This is a genomic window from Methylobacterium sp. Leaf456 (assembly GCF_001425465.1).
Lineage (GTDB): Bacteria > Pseudomonadota > Alphaproteobacteria > Rhizobiales > Beijerinckiaceae > Methylobacterium.
On sequence record NZ_LMQV01000002.1, the window covers coordinates 144,559 to 165,227 of the forward strand.

18 protein-coding genes are annotated in these 20,669 nt (G+C 71.5%); 8 read left to right on the forward strand and 10 right to left on the reverse strand.

The genetic code is table 11. The annotated features are described in order from the left end of the window. Window positions 1–23 precede the first annotated feature (23 nt). Both ASG52_RS02780 and ASG52_RS02785 read right to left on the reverse strand, forming a co-directional pair. Entirely contained in the window at window positions 24–608 is a 585-nt protein-coding gene (locus ASG52_RS02780) for a biliverdin-producing heme oxygenase (RefSeq protein ID WP_502691019.1), read from the reverse strand. 12 nt (window positions 609–620) lie between these two features. Continuing rightward, window positions 621–3,281 carry a histidine kinase dimerization/phosphoacceptor domain -containing protein gene (locus tag ASG52_RS02785; protein ID WP_056238683.1) on the reverse strand — a complete coding sequence of 887 codons (2,661 nt, stop codon included), beginning with the start codon at window positions 3,279–3,281 and terminating at the stop codon, window positions 621–623. Window positions 3,282–3,752: 471 nt separating this feature from the next. On the opposite strand from ASG52_RS02785, the gene ASG52_RS02790 reads away from it, so the two are divergent. From ASG52_RS02790 to ASG52_RS02800, 3 genes are all read left to right on the forward strand, one after another. After that, window positions 3,753–3,965: a hypothetical protein gene (locus ASG52_RS02790; RefSeq protein WP_056238686.1), complete on the forward strand. Its 213-nt coding sequence runs from the start codon at window positions 3,753–3,755 to the stop codon at window positions 3,963–3,965. A 213-nt stretch (window positions 3,966–4,178) separates the two neighbouring features. Beyond that, on the forward strand, window positions 4,179–5,150 hold the full coding sequence (locus ASG52_RS02795; RefSeq protein WP_056238689.1) for a 2-hydroxyacid dehydrogenase: 972 nt from the start codon (window positions 4,179–4,181) through the stop codon (window positions 5,148–5,150). Next, the gene (locus ASG52_RS02800; RefSeq protein WP_056238693.1) at window positions 5,147–6,007 is read left to right on the forward strand and encodes an AprI/Inh family metalloprotease inhibitor; all 861 of its coding nucleotides are present in this window, start codon (window positions 5,147–5,149) and stop codon (window positions 6,005–6,007) included. The genes ASG52_RS02795 and ASG52_RS02800 overlap by 4 nt, the downstream gene beginning before the upstream one ends. 92 nt (window positions 6,008–6,099) lie before the next feature. On the opposite strand, the gene ASG52_RS02805 is transcribed toward ASG52_RS02800, so the two are convergent. Continuing rightward, on the reverse strand, window positions 6,100–7,047 hold the full coding sequence (locus ASG52_RS02805) for an alpha/beta fold hydrolase (protein WP_286158920.1): 948 nt from the start codon (window positions 7,045–7,047) through the stop codon (window positions 6,100–6,102). Between the two features lie 97 nt (window positions 7,048–7,144). On the opposite strand from ASG52_RS02805, the gene ASG52_RS02810 reads away from it, so the two are divergent. Then, a complete protein-coding gene (locus ASG52_RS02810) occupies window positions 7,145–8,047 on the forward strand; it encodes a LysR family transcriptional regulator (protein WP_056238695.1) in 903 nt (300 codons plus the stop codon). A gap of 31 nt (window positions 8,048–8,078) precedes the next feature. Here ASG52_RS02810 and ASG52_RS02815 read toward each other — a convergent pair whose 3' ends face one another. Together ASG52_RS02815 and ASG52_RS02820 are read right to left on the reverse strand one after the other, a co-directional pair. Next, on the reverse strand, window positions 8,079–8,831 hold the full coding sequence (locus ASG52_RS02815; RefSeq protein WP_056238697.1) for a sulfite exporter TauE/SafE family protein: 753 nt from the start codon (window positions 8,829–8,831) through the stop codon (window positions 8,079–8,081). A gap of 126 nt (window positions 8,832–8,957) precedes the next feature. After that, window positions 8,958–9,173, reverse strand: a complete 216-nt coding sequence (locus tag ASG52_RS02820) for a hypothetical protein (protein WP_056238698.1) — start codon at window positions 9,171–9,173, stop codon at window positions 8,958–8,960. 114 nt (window positions 9,174–9,287) lie between these two features. Between ASG52_RS02820 and ASG52_RS02825 the strand changes: the two genes are divergently transcribed. Next, complete coding sequence (locus tag ASG52_RS02825) at window positions 9,288–10,181, forward strand: LysR substrate-binding domain-containing protein (protein ID WP_056238699.1); 894 nt, start codon at window positions 9,288–9,290, stop codon at window positions 10,179–10,181. Window positions 10,182–10,341: 160 nt separating this feature from the next. Here ASG52_RS02825 and ASG52_RS02830 read toward each other — a convergent pair whose 3' ends face one another. Then, window positions 10,342–12,570, reverse strand: a complete 2,229-nt coding sequence (locus ASG52_RS02830; RefSeq protein WP_056238702.1) for a glycosyltransferase family 2 protein — start codon at window positions 12,568–12,570, stop codon at window positions 10,342–10,344. A gap of 70 nt (window positions 12,571–12,640) precedes the next feature. Beyond that, window positions 12,641–12,973: a cupin domain-containing protein gene (locus tag ASG52_RS02835; protein WP_056238704.1), complete on the reverse strand. Its 333-nt coding sequence runs from the start codon at window positions 12,971–12,973 to the stop codon at window positions 12,641–12,643. Between the two features lie 85 nt (window positions 12,974–13,058). Between ASG52_RS02835 and ASG52_RS27775 the strand changes: the two genes are divergently transcribed. Continuing rightward, window positions 13,059–13,217, forward strand: a complete 159-nt coding sequence (locus ASG52_RS27775; RefSeq protein ID WP_200945560.1) for a hypothetical protein — start codon at window positions 13,059–13,061, stop codon at window positions 13,215–13,217. 16 nt (window positions 13,218–13,233) lie between these two features. On the opposite strand, the gene mutL is transcribed toward ASG52_RS27775, so the two are convergent. Next, on the reverse strand, window positions 13,234–15,189 hold the full coding sequence (mutL, locus tag ASG52_RS02840; RefSeq protein ID WP_056238705.1) for a DNA mismatch repair endonuclease MutL: 1,956 nt from the start codon (window positions 15,187–15,189) through the stop codon (window positions 13,234–13,236). Between the two features lie 266 nt (window positions 15,190–15,455). Between mutL and ASG52_RS02845 the strand changes: the two genes are divergently transcribed. Continuing rightward, window positions 15,456–16,910, forward strand: a complete 1,455-nt coding sequence (locus ASG52_RS02845) for a hypothetical protein (protein ID WP_056238707.1) — start codon at window positions 15,456–15,458, stop codon at window positions 16,908–16,910. A 66-nt stretch (window positions 16,911–16,976) separates the two neighbouring features. Here the strand turns inward: ASG52_RS02845 and ASG52_RS02850 are convergent, their stop codons facing one another. Next, window positions 16,977–18,203, reverse strand: coding sequence for an acyl-CoA dehydrogenase family protein (locus tag ASG52_RS02850; RefSeq protein ID WP_056238710.1), 1,227 nt, complete (start codon window positions 18,201–18,203; stop codon window positions 16,977–16,979). A 135-nt stretch (window positions 18,204–18,338) separates the two neighbouring features. On the opposite strand from ASG52_RS02850, the gene ASG52_RS02855 reads away from it, so the two are divergent. Next, on the forward strand, window positions 18,339–20,204 hold the full coding sequence (locus ASG52_RS02855; protein WP_056238713.1) for an ABC-F family ATP-binding cassette domain-containing protein: 1,866 nt from the start codon (window positions 18,339–18,341) through the stop codon (window positions 20,202–20,204). A gap of 25 nt (window positions 20,205–20,229) precedes the next feature. Here ASG52_RS02855 and ASG52_RS02860 read toward each other — a convergent pair whose 3' ends face one another. After that, on the reverse strand, window positions 20,230–20,634 hold the full coding sequence (locus ASG52_RS02860) for a tautomerase family protein (RefSeq protein WP_056238717.1): 405 nt from the start codon (window positions 20,632–20,634) through the stop codon (window positions 20,230–20,232). Between the last annotated feature and the right edge of the window lie 35 nt (window positions 20,635–20,669).

Consider the following 20,669-nt stretch of genomic DNA (forward strand, 5'->3'; position numbering starts at 1 on the left):
AATGACGGGGGAAATCGGGGGGCTCAGACGGCCAGCGCCGTCGTCAGCCAAACCCGCATCGCCTCGAAGGTCGCGACGCCTGCGGCGAAGGCCGCCCCCTCCTGCGTCGAAGCCAAACCGTCCAGCCGCTCGCGGAAGGTTCGCCACAGCGGCCCGGCCTCGCGGCCGCGGCCGGAATAGTAGGCCAGCGGCACGCCATCGCCGTGCAGGCCGCCGACATGGCGGCCGATGACGAGGCCGCCGAGCGTCGAGCCTTCCAGCACGTAGAGCGCGCCCATGGCCGCCCCCTCCCCTTCGAGCCGGGGGGCGGGCGGGGCCGGCAGGGCGGTGCGGGCGAAAAAATCCAGGCCGAGGGCGGAAAGGTCGGCGTCGAGCGCCGCGAGACGGCGGCGCGGCGCGAAGAAGGCTTCGTCGGAAAGCCCTAGGGCGATGGCGGGCTCGTAGGCCGCGTGGAAACCGCGCAGACGGGCCAGCAGGGCGCGGTAGCCGGGGAGCGTCGCCACCTTCCCTTGCCAGTCGAGATCGCGTTCCAGCGCCTCGTGCGGCTCCGCCGTCGCCGCGCGCAGGCGGATGTGCAGGCCGGTTTGCAGGTTCTCGGGCTGTGTCAAAAAAACCCCGGCTCAGGCGTGGACGGTGAAGCAGGCGCCGCCCGCGTTCTCGGCCTCCAGCCGAGCGCCGATCTGCTCCAGCATGGCGCGCACCAGCTTCATCCCGAGACCGGTGCCCCGCGCCTTGCCGCTCTCCCAGTCCGGCGGCATGCCGTCGCCGTCGTCGCAGACGGTGAGCCGCACGGCCTCGCCCGCCTCGCCGGCCTCCGGCAGCGAGCCGTCCCGGCGCTCGCTCTTCACCGTCACGATGATGTGGGCGCCCTTATCGGGCCGGCCCGCATACTTGAACGCGTTGGTGACGAGTTCGGTGGTGATGAGCGAGAGCGCCACCGCGTGGCGATAGGGCACCATCAGTCCGGTCTCGGCGGTCATCTCGACGCTGTGCTGGTCGCCCGCCATGCCGGCGAGGTCGTCGCACAGAGCCTGGATGGTCTGGCCGAGATCGACCTCCTCCAGGCTGTCGCCCTGGTACAGGCTGTCGTGGACGCGGGCCACGCTCATCACCCGCGCCGAGGTCTCGGAGAAGGCCTGCCGCGCGGCAGGATCCGCGATCTGGCGGCGCTGCATGTGCAGGAAGGCGGTGACGATCTGGAGCGAGTTCTTGACCCGGTGGTCGATCTCGCGGGTCAGGAGGTCCTTCTGCTCCAGCAGGCGCTCCTTCTCGGCAAGAAGCTCCGTCAGCTCGGCGATCTTGCGGCGCTGACGCAGGACCACGCCGTCGACGGCCTCGGCCAACTGCTCGGCGAGGTCGACCTTCCACGCGGCGAACGGCGCCGAATGGCCGCGCCGCTCCTCGACCCAGCGCTCGAACGAGCGCCGCGGCAGCACCGCCACCGGCCCGCTCCCGGGCAGGACGGGCTTTCGGGGATCACCGCCCCAGGTGACCGTGCTCGGCATCTCCGGCTTGAACCACAGCAGCATATGGCGCCGCTCGGCGCCGACGAAGACGGCGAGCAGGCCGCTCGCGGTCTCGGTGTAGGCTGAGGCCGGCGCGTGGTGCAGCACCAGCGTGTCGGTGACGAAGCTGCGCGCCCCCGCGGGCAGCTCGGCGCGCAGCCACGCGGCGAGCGCGCCGATTCCCGCCTCGCCCGGCGTCGCGCCGGCCTGCCAGACGGTGTCGTCGGAGACGATCGCCGCCCCGGTCGCACCGAACAGGTCGATCAGGGCCGGCTCGCCCTGCATCAGGGTGTGGGCGAAATCGTCCGAGCGGGTCAGCCGCCGTACCAATCGGCCCTGGATGTCGAGATGGTGCTGGCGCTCGCTCCAGAGCGCCTTGCCCTCGATCTCCTGCACCCGCATGGCGAAGGCGTCGGTGAGCACGGTCGCCGCCGCGCGGGTCTCGGGGGCGACGTAGTGCGGGCGGCGGTGATGGCCGATCATCAGGCCCCAGAGCCGGTTCTCGACCATGATCGAGATCGACATCGAGCCGTCGACGCCGAGATTGCGCTGATACTCGAGATGGATCGGCGAGAGCGTGCGGTTCTGGGCGAAGGTGAGGTCGATCGGCGCGTTGCCCGCCGCCCGGTCGGCCACCAGCGGCACCGGCACGCAGTCGCGGTCGATCACGAAGCGGCTCTTGGCCTTGGTGTAGAGGGCGCGGGCCTGGGCCGGGATGTCGGAGGCGGGAAAGCGCAGGCCGATCAGCGGGCGCTGCCAGTCCGGCACCATGTCCTCGGCGATGGCCTCGCCGTTCCAATCGCTGTCGAAGCGGTAGACCAGCACCGATTCGAAGCCGGTGACGGCGCGGATTTCGAGCGCCGCGATCTGGGCCGCCTCGGTCAGGCTCTCGGCGGCGCGCAGGCGCGCCATGGCGAGTTCGGTGTCGAGCGGGCTGGCAGAAGCAAAATCCTCGGCCCGCTCGGGCGCGAGTTCGAGTTCGACAATGACCCGGCCGAGATGGACGTGGGCGACGAGGTGGAAGTTCTCGTCCCGCGGCGGCAGCGCGATGGTGCGGCGCAGGCCTCGCCCGTCGGTGAGGCTGTGGGCGGCAAGCCCATCGCGGATCGCCGAGACGATATGCGCCGGCAGCACCGCCTCCAGGCGCTGCCCGGTCGGCGGGAACAAGTCGGGCGGCAGCACGTCCGCCGCGTTGGCGCTGAAGGCCAGGATCTCGAAGGTGGCCGCGTCGGCGGCGAGCATCACGGCGTTGGGCTGGATCGAGCCGGGGATGTGGATCGGCTCGCGCTCGCACAGGCCGGGATCGACCGGCTCGGCCCGGCTGCGGCGGGAGATGGCTGCCAGCACCGCCTCCCGCGAGGGGCCGGCGGCGATCTGCGCCATGGGGCTGATCACGAGCCACGTGCGCCCGTCCGCGCCGGGCCGCAGTTCGATGCGCGCCCGCAACGGCGCCGGTAGGCGGCCGAACACGAACTCGAAGCTCTGCGCACCGAGGCTGCTGCGCCGGGTCGCGAGGAACCGGCCGTAGAAGCCCGGCACGCGGGCGCTCGGCACGAGATCGCGGAAGTAGTTGCGCCCGATCATGGCCTCGGGCGCGAAGCCGCAGAGCGCCGCCGCCGCCCGGTTGCAGGCCAGCACGGTCCCGCTGGAATCGAGGGCGAGGAGCCCCGCCTCGACCGCCTCCCGCTCGGCCGCCGTCAGGGCGTCGAGATCGACGGGAGGGTCGATCGGGGCATGGTCCGCCCCGCTGGCGTGCATCTGCGACGGATCGACCATTATGCCGTCCGATATGCCCGCGGCGCGCCCTTTGCGCAATGCTCCGGCGGGCAGGATTCGAGGTCCGAGACCGGCCCGGCATAAGGCCAAGCTGTTGTGCTCTCGGCGTTTTGTCTGGAACCACACAGAACGCGCATGCCGAACCGACCCGCCTCCCGCGGCTCCCGCTCGAGCCCCCGCCGAACCGGTCGGGCGGAGGCCTGTCGGAACCTTAACGATTGAGCGGAGCGGATCGTTCATCCGAAGGGGCGGGCGATGCGTCGGATCGTGCCCGGCCGGCCCTCCCCACATGCCGTATCGGGCATCCGCCGCACGGCCAATATCCTAATATTGAAAATTTTATGAATATTCTTGCGTTGTCCGCACAACAACGAAGTTTCTCATTTTGCGTATGCAGCGTTGCATCAAGTCGTGCGATTGTTACGACGTGCCGCCTCGGACTTTCGTCAACAACGCGTAAGGATGTGTGCTATGCGTTTTGCGATCAAGTATCGCCGGATCGATCCTGAAGTCGTCCATCCGTCCCAGACACTGGCTATCGACATCGAAGGACGGCGCACCGCCGGGCAGCTCGTGGAGAGTCTGGCCGGCGTGTTCGAGGAGAACGGCTGCGACCTGCCGCCGATGACGCGCTGGTTCCGCAGCCGCACCGGGCTGCACCTGATCTGGGCGCAGCCGCAATAAAGTCCGCCCCTCTCTTCACCCGGAACGCGCGTCGTTCCGGGGCCGCGGAGCGGAACCCGGCCCCGGAACGACGGTGGGGGCAGGAACGAGCGACCCACGATCCGGCGGCACCTGTCACCCTGCACGAGCAGCCCTGCCGACCGATACGCTGGACCGCCGCCCGGCGCAGGACTACTCCGGCAAGACTCGTAAAAAAGGCGGGAGGACGCCCGGGTGACAGCCGACGACACGCCCGAGATCCTGCTGATCCGCCAGACCCGGCCGGACGTGGCCGAGCGGCTCTCGACGCGCTTCCGCCTGCACCGGCTGGAGGACGCGCCCGACCGCGATGCCTTCCTCAGCCGGATCGGCCCTCGCATCCGGGGGCTCGCCGTCGGCGCCATGAGCCCGATCGATGCCGCCCTGTTCGACCGGCTGCCGAACCTGGAGATCGTGTCGAGCTTCGGCGTCGGCTACGACACCATCGATGCCGTGGAGGCCGCCCGCCGCGGGATCGTCGTCACTCACACTCCCGACGTGCTGTCCGACGAGGTCGCCGACCTCGCGCTCGGCCTCCTGCTCGCCACGGTGCGGCGCATCCCGCAGGCCGACCGCTACCTGCGCGAAGGGCGCTGGCGTCAGGCGAGCTTTCCGCTCACGACGAGCCTGCGCGAGCGCAAGGCCGGCATTCTGGGCCTCGGCCGGATCGGCCGGGCCATCGCGACGCGGCTCGAAGCCTTCGGCGTTACGATCGCCTATCACGGCCGCAATCCGCAGGATGGGCCTTACGCCTATCACGACAGCCTGATCGGGCTGGCGCGGGCGAGCGACATCCTGATCGTCGCCGCCCCCGGCGGGCCGGACACCAAGGGGATCGTCGATGCCGCGGTGCTGGACGCGCTCGGGCCGGACGGCATCGTCATCAACATCGCCCGCGGCAGCGTGATCGACGAGGCGGCGCTCACCGCGGCGCTCCAAGCCGGTACGATCCTCGGGGCCGGGCTCGACGTGTTCGAGAACGAGCCGCACGTGCCCGAAGACTTGGCCGCCCTCGACAACACCGTGCTGCTGCCGCATGTCGGCTCCGGTTCCCACTCCACGCGGGCGGCGATGGGCCGGCTCCTGACCGACAACCTGTTCGCGTGGTTCGAGGGCCGGGCGCCGCTGACCCCCGTTCCCGAGACGCCGGTGCCGGACGCCCGATGAGGTTCCCTTTCGTGTCGCCGCGCCTGCGCCCCGCCTCCCGCGCTCTCACCGCCCTCGCGCTCTTGGCCGTCCTGCCGCTGGCGGGGGCGCCCGCCGGCGCGCAGGAGGCCGCGCCCCCGCCGCCGAGCGGGATGCCCGCCACCCTGCCCGACACCCTGGCCGGGGCGGCGGGAACCTGGGACCTCGCCATCGCGGGCGGGCAGCGGCGCTGCGTGCTGACGCTGTCGGCCGACAGCGGCCCGGCCGGCCGGATCGTGCGCTTCCCCGCGGGCTGCCGCCGGGCGCTGCCGGTGATGGCCGGCATCGCCGGCTGGCTCTACGGCGAGGACGGCCTCCGCCTCGTCGACGCCAACGTGCGGCCGATCCTCGCCTTCACCCGCGAGCCCGACGGCCGCAGCCTCGGCGCCAGCGCCGGGAACGGCGAGCGCTACAGCCTCGTGCCCCTTCAGATCGCCGCCATGCGCCCGGCCTCCGAGATGCCGCCCGCGCCCGCGGCCTCGCCCGCCGCGGAGCCGGCCGCCGCCCCGGCGCCCCCGCCGGAGGGCCCGGCGCCCCCGCCGGAGGGCCCGGCGCCGGGTCTCTACGCCCTCGACCGCGCCACGCAGCGGGACGCCTGCCGCATCGAGCTGTCGCCGCCCGACGCCGCCGGCAAGGACGCCCCCGTGCGCCTCCTGCCCGGCTGCCGCGACAGCGGGATCACCGTGTTCGATCCGGTCTCCTGGCGCTTCGCCGCCGGCCAGCTGACCCTCAAGGCCCGCCGCGGCCACGCGGTCAACCTCATCGCCCTCCCCGACGGCCGTTGGCGGCGAGACCCCGATGTCGGCGTCACCTTCGTGCTGCGGAAGGTCGAGCCGTAGGGCGGTTGGGTCGAGGCCCGGTCGGTGCCGACGCTCTCGGTTCCTGTGCCGCATCGACCCGAAAGCTGGCAGCCACCCTTCGGGCCGATGCTCTATGCCGAGAGAAACCGGCCGACGTGTTCGCAGAAGAACGCCGGCTCCTCCTCGGCCACGAAATGTCCGCTCCCCTCGGCAACGAGGCTCTCCAGCCGTGTCGCCCGCGGTCGCATCGCGGCGGCGAGACGGTCCCCGATGCTGTGTCGACCGCCGATCGTCAGCACGGGCATGTCGAGCCTGCGCCGACCGAACGATGCGGCGAGCGCGGCGTCGTCCGGCAGGGCGCGGTAGAGGTTGAAGCCGGCCGTCATGCCGCCGGGCGTCGCGTAGTGTCGCGCATATTCCGTGATCGCCGCCTCCGTCACCGCATCCTGGCGGTGCGACCACGCCCTGATCTGCGCACGGATGTAGTCGCGCTCGCGGCCTCGCGTGAGCATCTCGGGAAATCCGGGCGCTCGATGAAAGCCGTAGTGCCAGGCGCCTCCGCGCAGGGCGTCGCCGCTCTCGGTGCCGGGCACCGCGCAATCGACCATCACGAGCCGATCGACGCGCTCGGGATGCAGGTAGGCCAGGGCGAAGGCGACCTTGCCGCCCATGTCGTGGCCGACGACATGGGCCCGGCCACCGGCCGCCTCGACGATCAGCGCCGCGATGTCGGCGGCGAGCGTGCGCTTGTCGTAGCCCGCCACGGTCCGCTCGGAGAGGCCGATACCGCGAAGGTCCGGGGCGATGAGGGTGAAGGAGCCGGACAGCCGCTCCATCGTGTCGCGCCACGCGAACCAAGTCTGCGGCCAGCCGTGCAGCAGGACGACCGGCGGACCCTTGCCGAGCGTGACGGCGTGGAGCCGGATGCCGTTCGCCTCGATGAAGCGATGGCGACCGCCCGGCGGCAGCGACGCGGCGTCCGCCTCGCGGTCTGGAGCGATCTCGCCCAGCGCCTGCCTTCGCGGCAGCAGGGAGCCGGCCATCGCGCCGAGCAGAAGGGTTCGACGTCTGAGATTCACGGGCCCGCTCCATCGATTTCGACGGCGCGAGTTTGATGATTTCCGCGACCCCGACTATCGGTGGCGGGGGTATGGTTTCCATAACCCATGGTTATCGATGAACGCCGTCTCCGCCCTGCGGGTCTTCGTCCGCGTCGTCGAGCGCGGCTCCATGACCGCCGCCGCCCGCGACCTCGGCATCTCGCAGCCCGCCGTCAGCAAGATCCTGCGCGACCTCGAAGGACATATCGGCGCGTGTCTTCTGCAGCGAAGCTCCCGAGCGATGCGGCTCAGTGAGCAGGGGCGCCTGCTCTACCAGGCAACGAGCGGCGCGCTCTCGACCATCGATGCCGCCATCGAGGATGTCCGCGGCGGTTCCGGTTCGATCACGGGCGATCTGCACATCCACGGCCCCGTCTGCGTCGGGGAGCGCCATCTGAGCCGGCTCGTCTTCGACTTCCAGGGCCGTCACCCCGCGGTGAGGGTCTCCCTGACCCTCGAAGACCGCGCGATCAATCTGATCGAGGCCAACATCGATCTCGCCGTGCGCGTCGGCCGGCCCGAGGCGCAAGACCTGATCGTCCGGCGCATCGGAGCGAGCCGGCGCCTGCTGGTCGCGTCGCCCGACTATCTCGCGCGGAACGGGACGCCCCGGAGCCGCCGCGACCTCGCGCGCCACGGGCTGATCGTCTCGACCACGATCCTGTCCCGCCAGGGCACGGTCACACTCTGCCGCGGGCGGTCGACGACGGAGGTGCAGGCGCATCCCGTCCTCAAGACCAACAACCCCCAGGTGCTCATCGGCGCCCTCGAAGCCGGACGCGGCATCGGCACCGCGCAGCTTCTGCTCGTGGCCGATCACCTGGCGTCGGGTCGTCTCGTCCGCGTCCTGCCCCAGGACGAGGTCAGGGCGAGCGAGCTGTTCCTGACCTATCCGTCCACGAAGTTCATGAGGCCGGTCGTTCGGGCGTTCATCGACTTCATGGTCCCGGCGCTGCGGAGCGTCGAAGGAATCGTCTGATCGCGTGAGGGGGGCCGAACCGGCTCACCGGTCAAAACACCGCCCGCGCGGCGAGATGCGCCCCGAGCCCGAGCAGGCCGACATAGAAGACCTTGCGAAAAACCGGCTCGCTGACCCGGCCGCGCACCCAGCCGCCGACGAACATCCCGCCGAGCGCCGGCAGCAGCGCCAGCAGCGAGACGCCCGCGATCTTCGGCCCCAGCACGCCGGTGCCGGTGAGCGCGACGGCGAGCGCGATGGTCGAGACGGTGAAGGACAGGCCGAGCGCCTGGATCAGATCGTCCTTGGAGAGCCCCAGCGCGCCGAGATAGGGTGCGGCCGGGAACGAGGACACGCCGGTCGCCGCCGTCACCACCCCGGTCGCCGCGCCGATGATCGGCGCGAGCCAGCGCTCGGCGGCGGGCGCCACGGTGAGGCGCAGGGCGGCGAGCCCGTAGGCCGCGTAGATCATCAGGGCGATTCCGAGGGCGATGGTGGCCTCGCGTCCGTAGCGCCCGTGCAGCAGCGCGCCCGCGGCGAGCGTCGCCAGCGTGCTCGCGACCAAGAGCGGCCACAGCCGCCGGGCGAGCGAACCGAATCGCGGGCCCGCCACGAGCTGCCAGACATTGGTGACGAAGGCCGGCACCACGAGGATCGCCGCGGCCTCCGCCGGCGTCATGACGAGGCTGAGCAGCCCCACCGCGACGGGCGGCAGACCGAGCCCGACCACGCCCTTGACGAAACCGGCCAGCAGGAAGGCGAAGGCCGCGATGGCGAGCGCCGACGGATCGAGGGGGAAGATCATTGTCTTGTCAGTCGGCCTTCTTGGAGAGGCAGGCGCGCCGTCATGCGCCATGACGGCTCAGAAAAAACCCGCGCCGTCCTTGCGAGGAGAGTCAGGCGTCGGCCGGGGCATCGAAGTCACAAAAAATCAGTCGCCGAGGAGCAGCGCGTTCCGGAAATCGGTCTCCGGCTCAGGGCCGGCGGCGGCCGCCGGCGGCGCGACGATGTGGGCCGGGACGGTGCAACTGCGCCCCGCATCGGAGCGCGTCGCGAAGGCCACGAGGGCGAGGAGCGCCGCGAGAAAGATCGCGGTGCTCTCCAGAAGGGTTTGTCCCGAGACGAGGGTGGGAGCTTGGCGTGCCATGGGCCAAAACTTCGGCGGAGCCAGCGCCCACCACAATGCGGAACTCGCCCCATTCAGCCTTCGGCTGAGCCGAAGGCTCTTGCGGTCGCGCGGCGGGCGGCGGACCATGGCCCGATGCGCTTCGACCTCACCGATCTCCGCCTTTTTCTGCACGTGGTCGAGGCCGAGAGCATCACCCACGGCGCCGAGCGGGCCGGCCTCGCGCTGGCCTCGGCGAGCGAGCGCATCCGCGGGATGGAACTCGACGGCGGCGTGCCGCTCTTGGAACGCCTGCCCCGCGGGGTGCGCCCGACCCCGGCGGGGCAGGCGGTGGCGCACCACGCCCGCACGGTGCTGGCCCAGCTCGAACAGATGCGCGGCGAACTCGGCCAATACGCCCGCGGCCTGCGCGGCCATGTCCGGCTGCTCTCGGTGACGGCGGCGGTCGCGGCCTTCCTGCCGGAGGCGCTCTCCGACTTCCTCGCGGCGCATCCCAGCATCGACATCGATCTGGAGGAGCGCACCAGCCGCGAGACCGTCGATGCGGTGGCCGGCGGCTTGGCCGACCTCGGGATCGTGGCCGACACCACCGAACTCGCCGATCTGGAGACGCGGCCCCTTCGGCCCGACCGGCTCGTCCTCGTGGTGGCGGGAGGCCATCCCCTGGCGGCGCGGGCGGCGGTCGCGCTCCGGGAGGTGCTGGACGAGCCCTTCGTCGGCCTGAGCCACAGCCGCTCGCTCCAGACCTACCTCGCCGGCCACGCGGCCCGCGCGGGCCGTCCGTTCAAGCTGCGGGTGCGGCTCGGCGGGCTCGATGCGGTCTGCCGCATGGTCGCCCGCGGCGTCGGCATCGCCATCGTGCCGGAGGCGGCCGCGCTCCGCGCCCGCGAGACGGCGGCGATCCGCATCGTGCCGCTCGCCGACCCCTGGGCCTGCCGCCGACTCGTGCTCGCCGCCCGCCGGTTTTCCGCGTTGCCGGCGCATGCGCGCCAGCTCGTGGACCACCTGACCGCGGAGGCGAGCGGTTGAAGGCGGTTTTTTCCACCAAACCCCCTCATCCTGAGGTGCGAAGCCTCGAAGGAGGGCTCCAGGGATCGCGCGACTTCTGGAGCCCTCCTTCGAGGCTCCGCTTCGCGGAGCACCTCAGGATGAGGGGGATTGGATGAGACGGGCCGGCGAAGCAGGCTCGTCAGAACCGCGCCGGGTCGAGCTCGAAGGTCGGCGGCAGCGCCTCGAACCATTCGCCGTAATAGGGATCGCGCGGCAGTTTTTCCGCCCAGCGCGCCCGAAACCGGGCGTGCTCGGCCGGATCGACGGTGCGGGCGCGGTTGCGGCTCTCGTAGTGATAGAGTTCGGCCTCGGCGCAATAGACGCTGCGCAGGCCGCGCTCGTAGAGGCGCAGGCACAGGTCCACGTCGTTGTAGTTGATCGCGAATCCCTCGTCGAAGCCCTGGATCGCCTCGAATTCGGCGCGGCGCACCATCACGCAGGCGCCGGTGACCGCGAGGTAGTTGCGGTTGCCCGCGGTCGAGAAGAAGTGGCCGGGGTCTTCCCGCGGGTAGGTGCGGCGGGGATGGTCCGGCGTGGCGTCGATCACGCTGACGCCGACATGCTGCAACTCGCCGGTCTCGAACAGGAGCTTCGCCCCGACCGCGCCGACGCCGGGGATGAGGAGAAGCGCCAGCATCGCCTCGATCCAGTCCGGCGAGATGATCTCGACATCGTCGTTGAGGAAGACCAGCACGTCGCCGGTGGCCGCGCGGGCCCCGAGGTTCATCTTGGCCGCGACGTTGAACTCGGGCCGCTCCCACGTCACCGCGCGGGCGCCGTGCTGCGCGAGCGCGGCCTTCGTCGCGGGCCGCAGGTCGCCGTTGTCGACCGCGACGATCTCGATTTTTTCGTAGGTGCTCGTCGCCCGGAGGCTGGCGAGGCAAGCGGCCAGGAGATCGACGTTCTCGCCCCGCACCACGCTGTCGCGCCCCGCCGTCGGGATCACGATCGAGACCCGTGGGCGCTCTTTCAGGGGTCGGCGTAAGGAGAAGCTGCCGGCGAACGCCGTGGGGCGGACGCGGTCGAGCCCGCCGGTGCGGCGGGCCCGGTCCTCCAGCGCGCGGATCGCGGCGGCGACCACGTAGCCCTTGTTGTCCATGGCCTGCGCCGTCGAGCCGGGGATCGCCCGCCAGTGGTAGAGGACTTGGGGCACGTGGCGCACGTGGCGCGCGTGCTCGGTGTAGCGCAGCACGAAGTCGTAATCCTGCGCGCCCTCACATTCGGCCCGGAAGCGGCCGACACGGCCCACGATGTCCATCCGGTAGAGCGCCAGATGGGCCGTGTACATGCAGGCCTCCAGCGTCTCGGGCGACCAGTCGGGCTTGAAGAACGGCTCGTAGCGTTCGCCGTCGACCGTGATCTTGTCCTCGTCGGAATAGACGAAGTCGGTCTCCGGGGCGTCGTTGAGCGCCGCCACCAGGGCGAAGAGGGCGTGGGGGGGAATCGTGTCGTCGTGGTCGATCAGGGTGAGCCAGTCGCCGCTGGCGAGCGCCAAAGCGTCGTTGCTCGCCGCGACGATGCCGCCGTTTTTTTTCCGCGAATGCAGGCGCACCCGCGGCTCCTGCGCCGCCAGCCGCGCCAGCATCGGGGCGATGTGGGGGGCGGATGAGGCGTCGTCGCACAGGCACAGCTCCCAGTTGGGATAGGCCTGGGCCCGGATGCTGGCCAGCGCCGCCGCGAGATAGGGCTCGGGCGTGTTGTAGACCGGCATGACGATGGAGATGCGGGGGCGCAGCGCGAAGCCTTCGATGGCCGCGCGCATCGCCTCCGGGCTCGGCAGGGCCGGCCGCTCGATCCGCTCGATCCAGGCGGCGTAGGAGGCCGCGGCCGGGCGCGGCCGGGCGCTGTCCCAGAATTTCTTCCACAGGGCGCCGGGCGGGCGCGACAGGGCGAGCCGGGCCAGCCGCGGGAGGAGGGCGGCGGGGCGACGCTCGTCCGGCTCCAGCCGCGCCAGGAGCCGCCGGGCGACGGCAAGCGCGGCGCGGGGTCCGCTCAGGGGTTCGAGGCTGGCCCGGGCCAAGTGGAACCGCCCGCTCGCGGCCAGCGGATCGAGGCGCAGGCCCCGCACCCGGCGCGGCAGGCGCACGAGATCGTCGATCCCGCCCGCCTCCCGGAGCTCGAGGCGCAGCGCGCCGTCCTCGCGAAAGCCCGAGCCGTCATCGACGTAGAGGAGCGGGACGAGCTTGGTCGTGCCCAGGGGGGCGAGATCGAGCCGCAGCCGCACCCAACCGCCCCTCAGGCGGAACCGGAACAGCCGCCCGCCGCCGGGGCGGGTGAGGCGGAACTGCGGGTCGGCCCCGGTCGAGCGCCACAGGCCCTCGCCCTCCGGCTCCAGCTGTCCCTTCGGTTCGATATGACAGGCGATCATGCCGGCCGGGTTAGAGCATCGGCCCGAAAGGTGGCAACGGCTTTCGGAAAAGCCGATGCGGCACAGGTACCTAGCGCCTCGCGAGGTGAACCGCGAGCCAGATCGTCGGATCGGCGGTCGCCTCGACGCGGTGGCGGCGAGGCGCGGCGATCAGCACATGGTCGCCGGCCTTGAGATGCAGTGGTTCGGGCGCGTCCTCGAAGCGGAGCGTGGCGTTGCCAGCGAGCACCGCAACCCACTCGTCCTCGGCCTGGTCGTACCAGAAGCCCGGCGGGCTCGCCTGCCCGCGGGAGACGATCCGCTCGATCCGGGCGCCCGGCGCGGCCAGCAGCGTGGCGAAGGCCTCCTCGGTGGCGCCCTCCGGTGGCAGGCCGGCGAACAGGTTCGGTGTCTCGTCGCTCATCCACGTCGCCTTCGTGATCGGCCGGCCTGCGACCGATGCGCCCCGGCGGCGTTGACGGACAGCCCAACCGCCCGTGAGCCGCGCCATGCCCGAGACCGATCCCCCGCCGCCCCCGCCCGCCGACCCGGATGCGGGCCTGCCGACCCCGCCGAGCCCCGGCCGGGTGCCGCCGCCGAAGCTTCCGCCGAAGCTTCCGCCGGAACCGGCCTCCGAAGACGACGCGGACGGCAAGACCGGGGACTGATCGCTCCCGCAAATACCTACCGCCGCCCGAACAACCGCTCGATGTCGGCGAGCCCCAGGCTCACGAAGGTCGGGCGGCCGTGGTTGCACGAGCCGGAGAGCGGGGTCGCCTCCATCTGGCGCAGGAGCGCGTTCATCTCCTCGGGCTTCAGACGCCGCCCGGCGCGGATCGAGCCGTGGCAGCTCATCCGCGACAGCAGCGCGTCGAGGCGCCGGCTGACCGGGTCGGGATCGCCCGCGCCCGCCGGGCCGCCCTCCTCGACGCCGCTGGCCTCCAGCGCGTCGAGCACGTCGAGGACGAGGTTTTTTATAGAGCCGCCGGCCAAAGCCGCGGGGACGGCGCGCACCAGCACCGCGCCGGGGCCGAAGGCTTCCAGCGACAGGCCGAGCCGCTCCAGTTCGGGGGCGGCCTCGACGAGGCGGTCGGCGGCCTCCGGCGCCATCTCGACCACGTCGGGGATGAGCAGGCCCTGCCGCGCCACGCCGCCGCCGGCCCGCTCGGCCTTCAACCGCTCGTAGACGAGGCGCTCGTGGGCGGCGTGCTGATCGACCAGCACGATCCCGTCGCGGGTCTGGGCCACGATGTAGGTGCCGTGGATCTGGGCGCGTGCGGCGCCCAGCGGATGGGCCTCGGCTTCCTCGGTTGCGGCCTCCGGGCGCAGGTCGGCGGAGGGCGGGGCCAAGTCGGGCGCATCGCTGTCGTGGGCGAAGGCGGCCTGCGGCGTCTCGGCGAAGCCCGACCGATCCGGCATCGTGGCAGCAGGCGCACGCCAGCCCGAGGGGGCGGCGAGCGAGGGGCCGGAGAACAGGGTGCGGGCCGGGCGCGGCATCAGGCTCGGCACGGTGGCGCCGGTATGGACCGTGAAACGCCCCTCCCCCACCGGGTCACCCCCCGGTCGCAGGGCGTCGAGGGCGGCGCGCGCGCCGGTCGTGGACGAGCGGGCGCCGGCCCGGCGCAGGGCCTCGTGGATCGCGCTGACGACGAGCGCCCGCACCAGCCCCGGCTCGCGAAAGCGGAGTTCGGTCTTGGCCGGATGCACGTTGACGTCGACGAGGCCGGGCTCGCAGGCGAGGTAGAGCGCCAGCACCGGATGGCGGTCGGAGCTCATCGTGTCGGCGTAGGCCCCGCGCACGGCGCCGAGCAGCAGCCGGTCGCGTACGGGGCGTCCGTTGACGACGAAGTGGATGTGGGTGCCGACCCCGCGGTGGAAGGTCGGCAGGCCGACATGGCCCTCCAGCGAAAACCCCTCGCGGGCCATCGACAGCGGCACGGCGTTGGCCGGAAAATCCGGCCCGAGCACGCTGCCGAGCCGGCGCAGCAGCGCGGCCTCATTCGCTTCGGCTTCGGCCGGGAACACGGTCGGGCTGCCGCTCTCGGTGCGGAGCGTGAAGCGCATCTGGGGCTGGGCGACGGCCAAGCGCCGCAACACCTCGGCGACGGCGGCGGTCTCGGCCCGGTCGGATTTGAGGAACTTGAGCCGGGCCGGCGTCGCGGCGAACAGGTCCGTCACCTCGATGCGGGTGCCGCGCGACGCGGGGGCCGGCCGCACCGGGCCCTTGGCGCCGGATTCGATCAGAAGGCTCACCCCCTCCCCGTCCGCGGTGCGCGAGGTGATCGACAGCCGCGAGACCGCGCCGATCGAGGGCAGGGCCTCGCCGCGGAATCCGAGCGAGCCGATCCGGGTGAGGTCGCCGTCGGGAAGCTTCGAGGTGGCGTGGCGCTCGACCGCGAGCGCCAGATCTTCGGCTCCCATGCCGATGCCGTCATCGACGACGCGGATGAGGCGCCGTCCGCCGGCCTCGATCGTCACCTCGACGCTGCGCGCGCCCGCATCGATCGCGTTCTCGACCAGTTCCTTGACCGCGGAGGCCGGTCGCTCGACCACCTCGCCCGCGGCGATGCGATCGACCAGGATCGGATCGAGGCGGCGGACGCCGGCACGCGGCGGCAGGAGGGCGGAGGCGGCGGACATCTGTCCCGAGAATATAGGCCGCGCCCGGTCGGTTCGATAGCGGGCGCGGCCGGTTCCCCTCGACTCTTCACCGCTCCGGCCGTCCGAACGTCACAACTTTCGCTTGCGTCGGCCTCCCGACGAATGCACCCTCCCTGGGCCAACCTCAAAGAGAATCACCGGCACGAAACGAACCTCGTGTTCCAGGGCGCCCGAGCGATCGGCCGGGCGCTCCGGGCGGGAGCGTGTCCGGACGCATGAGGGACCCGGCGCATACGAGGGGGAACATGACCGTGACGGCACCACGCATCTCGTCCGCCGCCGGCCTCGCCGCGGCCCTGGCCGGCTGGATCGGCTTCGTTCCACTCCTCGCGCCGCCCGAGGCACGGGCGCAAACGGCGCAGGCGACGACCCCGGTGACCTGCGGGCAGATCCCGAGCTCGCCCAATTTCTTCCCACCCGCGCCGACGCAGATCGACGCGAGCTGCGCAGCCCTGCCCATCGATGTCCCCGGAGGTTCGGCGCAAGGCAATGTCGATCTGTTCGCGTGGCTGAGCTTCGTCGCCGTGAACTGGCCGGTCGATCCGGCGACCTGCACGGCGGACAAGGGCGTCTCGATCCTGTCGGCTCCCGTCGCGCCGGTCTGGCTGACCTACGCCTCCGACACCAGCGTCTTCGTGCCGGCGGGCCAGGTCCCGGCGCCGTGGTGCCCTCAAGGCGTCGGCGCGGGCCAAGCCGCGCAACAATCCCTGCAAGGGGCGGAGCTGCGGCTCCAGGCGCTCGCCGCCCAGCGGGCGGCGCGGGTCGCGCGGCTGCCCGAGAAGGTGCGGGCACTGGCCGAGGCCCATCCGCAGGTGTCGCTGTTCCTGTCCCACAACGCCAAGGGCGCCGGCCTGCTGCACGACCGGATGGCGCTGGCCGGCGCGGACGCGGTGCCGGTCTCCGGCATCCTCCAGGCGACCGGCCAGCCCGTCGTCGACCAGAACGGCCGCTTCGCGCGCTACTCGGTCTTCATGAACGATGTCGAGTACGCCTACCTAACGGCCAACGACCTCTGGACCAAGGCGGGCCAGCAGAAGGTCACGACGATCTCCTTCCCGGCCAGCAGCAAGAGCACCGGGGCGCTCGGCTCGATGGAGGTCAAGGCGGCCTGGAAGGTGCTGGGCGCGGGCGACGACGCGAGCCGGTTCCTGACGCAGACGGCGATCGTCTACAACGACGAGGACAGCAGCCCGAGCCCGGGCCCGAACCCGGTCACCGTCGGCCTCGCGGGGCTGCATCTCGTGCGCAAGACGCAGAGTCAGCCCAACTGGGTCTGGGCGACCTTCGAGCAGGTCGACAACACCACCCGCTCCTTCGCCAACCCCGCCTGCACCACCTGCGTGGCGAACCAGCCGCCGACGCTCGTGCCTTACCGGGAACTCGACGCCACCGGAAAGCCTCTCAATCCTCCGACGCAGGTCGTGCCGGTGATCCAACCGGACGGCGCGGCGATCAGCCGGAACCCGAACTTCCAGGGCTTGCTGCAGGGTACGCCGTTCGCCTTCTACCAGCTGATCTCGGCGCAGTGGTTGGGCGAGACTCTCAATCCCAATCCGGTGCAACTCGGCAACTCAGTCATCGAGACCTACGTGAAGCCGGGGGCCGCGACGTATGGCTGCGTGCAATGCCACACGGGGGCGACCGCTTCGCCTTCCAACAAGGCCTCGGATCACAGCTTCATCATCAACGCGCAGCAGTAACCGGTCGCGCGCAGGGGCCAGCCTTCCCTGCGAGGGCCGGCCCAAACGTCATTTATTCCCGCGTCCTCACCCCCGCGGCAGCATCCGGTCGCTGATGATGCGGCGCTGGATCTCGCTGGTGCCTTCGAAAATCGTGGTCAGCCGCGCGTCGCGCCAGTAGCGCTCGACGCGCCGCTCGGTGGTGTAGCCGTTGCCGCCGTGGAGCTGCATCGCCTGGTTCGTCACCCGCACCGCCATTTCGGTGGCCAAGAGCTTCACCGCCGCCGATTCGCTCTCGGCGGGCAGGCCCTCGTCGAGCAGGTGGGCGACCTGTTGCCAGTAGGCGCGGGCCTGGGCCACCTCGGCGGCCATGTCGGCGAGCGCGAAGCGCAGCGCCTGGAACTGGCCGATCGGCCGGCCGAACTGCTCGCGCTCCTGCAGGTAGGCGGTGCAATCCTCGACCGCCGCGCGGGCCACGCCGACGGCACGCGCCGCGGTGTGGACGCGGGCGATGTTGAGACCGCGCTGGACCGACGCGAAGCCGCCGGAATCGGCGTCCGCCCCCTCGTCGCCGTAGAGGCCGGTGAGCCGGTCACGCTCGGGCACCTTCACCCGGTCGAGCTTGAGCTCGAAGGTGAGGAAGCCGTGATAGCCGATCTTGTCGATGACCGTGCCGGTCATCCCCTCGGGGAAGGTGCCGGGTTCTTTCAGCACGAGGAAGGGTTCGAGCCCGGCCGAGCGCGATTCGCCGGGTTTTGGGTCGCGCACGCGGGCCAAGACCTCGATGAAGTCGGCGCCCTGGGCAAAGCCGGCCCAGCGCTTGGTGCCGGTGAGATACCAGTGGTCCCCCTCGCGCACGGCCCGCGTCTGCACGCCGGCGAGATCCGAGCCGGCTGTGGGCTCGGACAGGGCGATCGAGCCGATCCACGCGCCGCGCGCGGATTTTCCGAGCAGCGCCGTGCGGCGTTCGTCGTCGAGCGTCTGGGTGCCGAGCCCCTGGCCGCGGGCGAGGATCGAACCGGTGGAGAGCCACGCCCGGGCCAATTCCTCCGAGATCAGGCAGTATTCGAAGACGCCCAAGCCCATGCCGCCGTACTCGGCGGGGATCGTGATGCCGAACCAGCCTTTTTGCGCCATCTGGTCGATGAGCGCGCGGGGCATCTCGCCCTTCTGCGGATCGAGCTCGTCGGCGAGCGGCAGGATGACGTCGCGGGCAAACGCGCGGGCTTCTTCCTGAAGGGCGACGCGGGCGTCGGTGCGCCAGGGCGAGAGCAGTTCCGGCGGGCGCGGCTCCATCGTCTCGGGCTTGCCCATCGCGTCCCACCCTCCCACGGCAACGTTTGTTCGTGGGAGCCGAACGTTCGAGGCGGCGAAACGTTCGCGCAGGCCGCGAATTCCGTAGGGTCTTGCGGGCTTGCGCTCGCCTCCGCCCGCCCTCAGAACGCGGCCATGCTGCGCGTCAACGATCTCACCTACCGCATCGGCGAGCGGGTCATCCTCGAATCCGCCTCCTTCGCGATCCCCGACCGGGCCCGCGTCGGGCTGGTGGGCCGGAACGGGGCGGGCAAGACCACCCTGTTCCGGGCGATCCTCGGCGAGTTGGCCATCGACACCGGCGCGGTCTCGGTGCCGAAAGGCATGCGGATCGGCGCGGTGGCGCAGGAAGCGCCCGCCGGCCCCGAGACCCTGCACGAGGTCGTGCTCGCCGCCGACACCGAGCGCGCCCGGCTGATGCGGGAGGCGGAAGACGCGGACGGCGTGGCCCGCGCCGAGATCGAGACCCGACTCGTCGATATCGGCGCCCACTCTGCCCCGGCCCGCGCGGCGGCGATCCTGCACGGGCTCGGCTTCGATGCGGCAGCGCAAGGGAGGCCCTGCGCGGACTTCTCCGGCGGCTGGCGCATGCGGGTGGCGCTCGCCGCCGTCCTGTTCTCCGAGCCCGACCTGCTGCTCTTGGACGAGCCGACCAACTACCTCGACATCGAGGGCACGCTCTGGCTCTACGACTACCTCGAAAAATACCCGCGCACGGCGATCATCATCAGCCACGACCGGGAACTGCTCGACACGAGCGTCGATCACATCCTCCATTTGGATCGCGGAAAGCTCACGATCTACCGCGGCGGCTTCACCAGCTTCGCGCGCCAACTCGCCGAGAAGCGGGTGCTCCAGGCCAAGGCCAAGGCCAAGCAGGACGCCGAGCGGGCGCATCTCCAGAGCTTCGTCGATCGGTTCAAGGCCAAGGCGACCAAGGCGCGCCAAGCCCAGTCGCGGATGAAGCGGCTCGCCAAGATGGAGCCGATCGCGGCGCTGATCGAGGACGACGTGCCGGTGATCCATCTGCCGAGCCCGGAAAAACCGCTCTCGCCGCCGATCGTCGCGATGGAGCGGGTCCAGGCCGGCTACGGCGAGCGCATCGTGCTGTCCGGGCTCAACCTGTCGCTCGCTCCCGACGACCGGGTGGCGCTCTTGGGCGCCAACGGCAACGGCAAGTCGACCTTCTGCAAGCTGATCGGCGGGCGCCTGCCGCCGCTTTCGGGCGAGATGAAGCGCTCCTCCAAGATGGAGGTGGCCTATTTCGCCCAGCACCAGCTCGACGAACTCAGGCCCAGCGAGAGCGCGGTGGCGCATGTGCGCGACCGCATGCCCGACGCGCCGGAGGCGAAGGTGCGCTCGGCCGCAGCCCGGCTCGGGTTTCCCGCGAGCAAGGCCGACACGCCGGTGGAAAAGCTCTCGGGCGGCGAGAAGGCGCGGCTGCTGATGGGCTTGGCGGCCTTCGACGGGCCGCATCTGCTCATCCTCGACGAGCCGACCAACCACCTCGACATCGAGAGCCGGCAGGCGCTGGTCGAGGCGATCAACGACTACGAGGGCGCGGTGATCCTCGTCTCCCACGACCGCTTCCTGATCGAGGCCTGCGCCGACCGGCTGTGGCTGGTGCGCGACGGTTCGGTGAAGACGTTCGACGGCGACATGGACGATTACCGCCGCCTCGTGCTCGCCGGCCCGGAGCGGGCGGAGTCCGCGGGTGAATCCACCGGCGGCCAGAAGGCCGAGGCGCGCCGCTCCGCGGTCGAGCGCCGGGCCGCGCTCGCGCCGCTCAAGAAGCGGCTCGACGGGATCGAGGCCAGGATGGGCAAGCTCTCGGGGGCGATCGCCAAGATCGACGCGGCGCTCGCCGACGGCACCGCCTTCCTCAAGGACGCGGCCAAGGCCGGCGACCTCGCCCGGATGCGGGCGGAGGCCGCCGAGGCGCTCGCCAAGGCCGAGGAAGAGTGGCTGGAAGTGAGCGGCGAGATCGAGGGGGCGGCGTAGGGCTCGAAGCCCGCGCGCCGTTCGCTCAGCCCGGATGGGCCGCGGCCCAGCGGCCGTTCTGGGTGCGCCCGCCATAGCCGTAGGCGTCGCCGTCGGCAGCGTGGACCAGCACGTAGCATTCCTCGTGCAGCCGCCCGAGCAGGGCCTCCATGCCCTCGAACGCCGCCTTCACGAAGGCCGTGGTCTCGTCCTTGGTGTTGGTGCCGGCGGTGATCTTGAAGTCCATCCAGAAGGCCGAGAGGCCGTCGTCGGTGGGGTTTTCGGCTCCGATGAACCAACTCTTCGGGTCGGCCTCCTCGATCAGCACGGCGGTGACGCCGGGGTCCTTGCCGAGCTTTTCGGCACCGAGCCGCGCGGCCAGTTCGGCGATGCGGGGACGCAGGTCGGGGCGGGGCGTGGGCGTGACGTAGCGGACGATGATCATCGGCATGGGAGCCTCCTGTGTGCGGGTCGCAGGAGCAATCT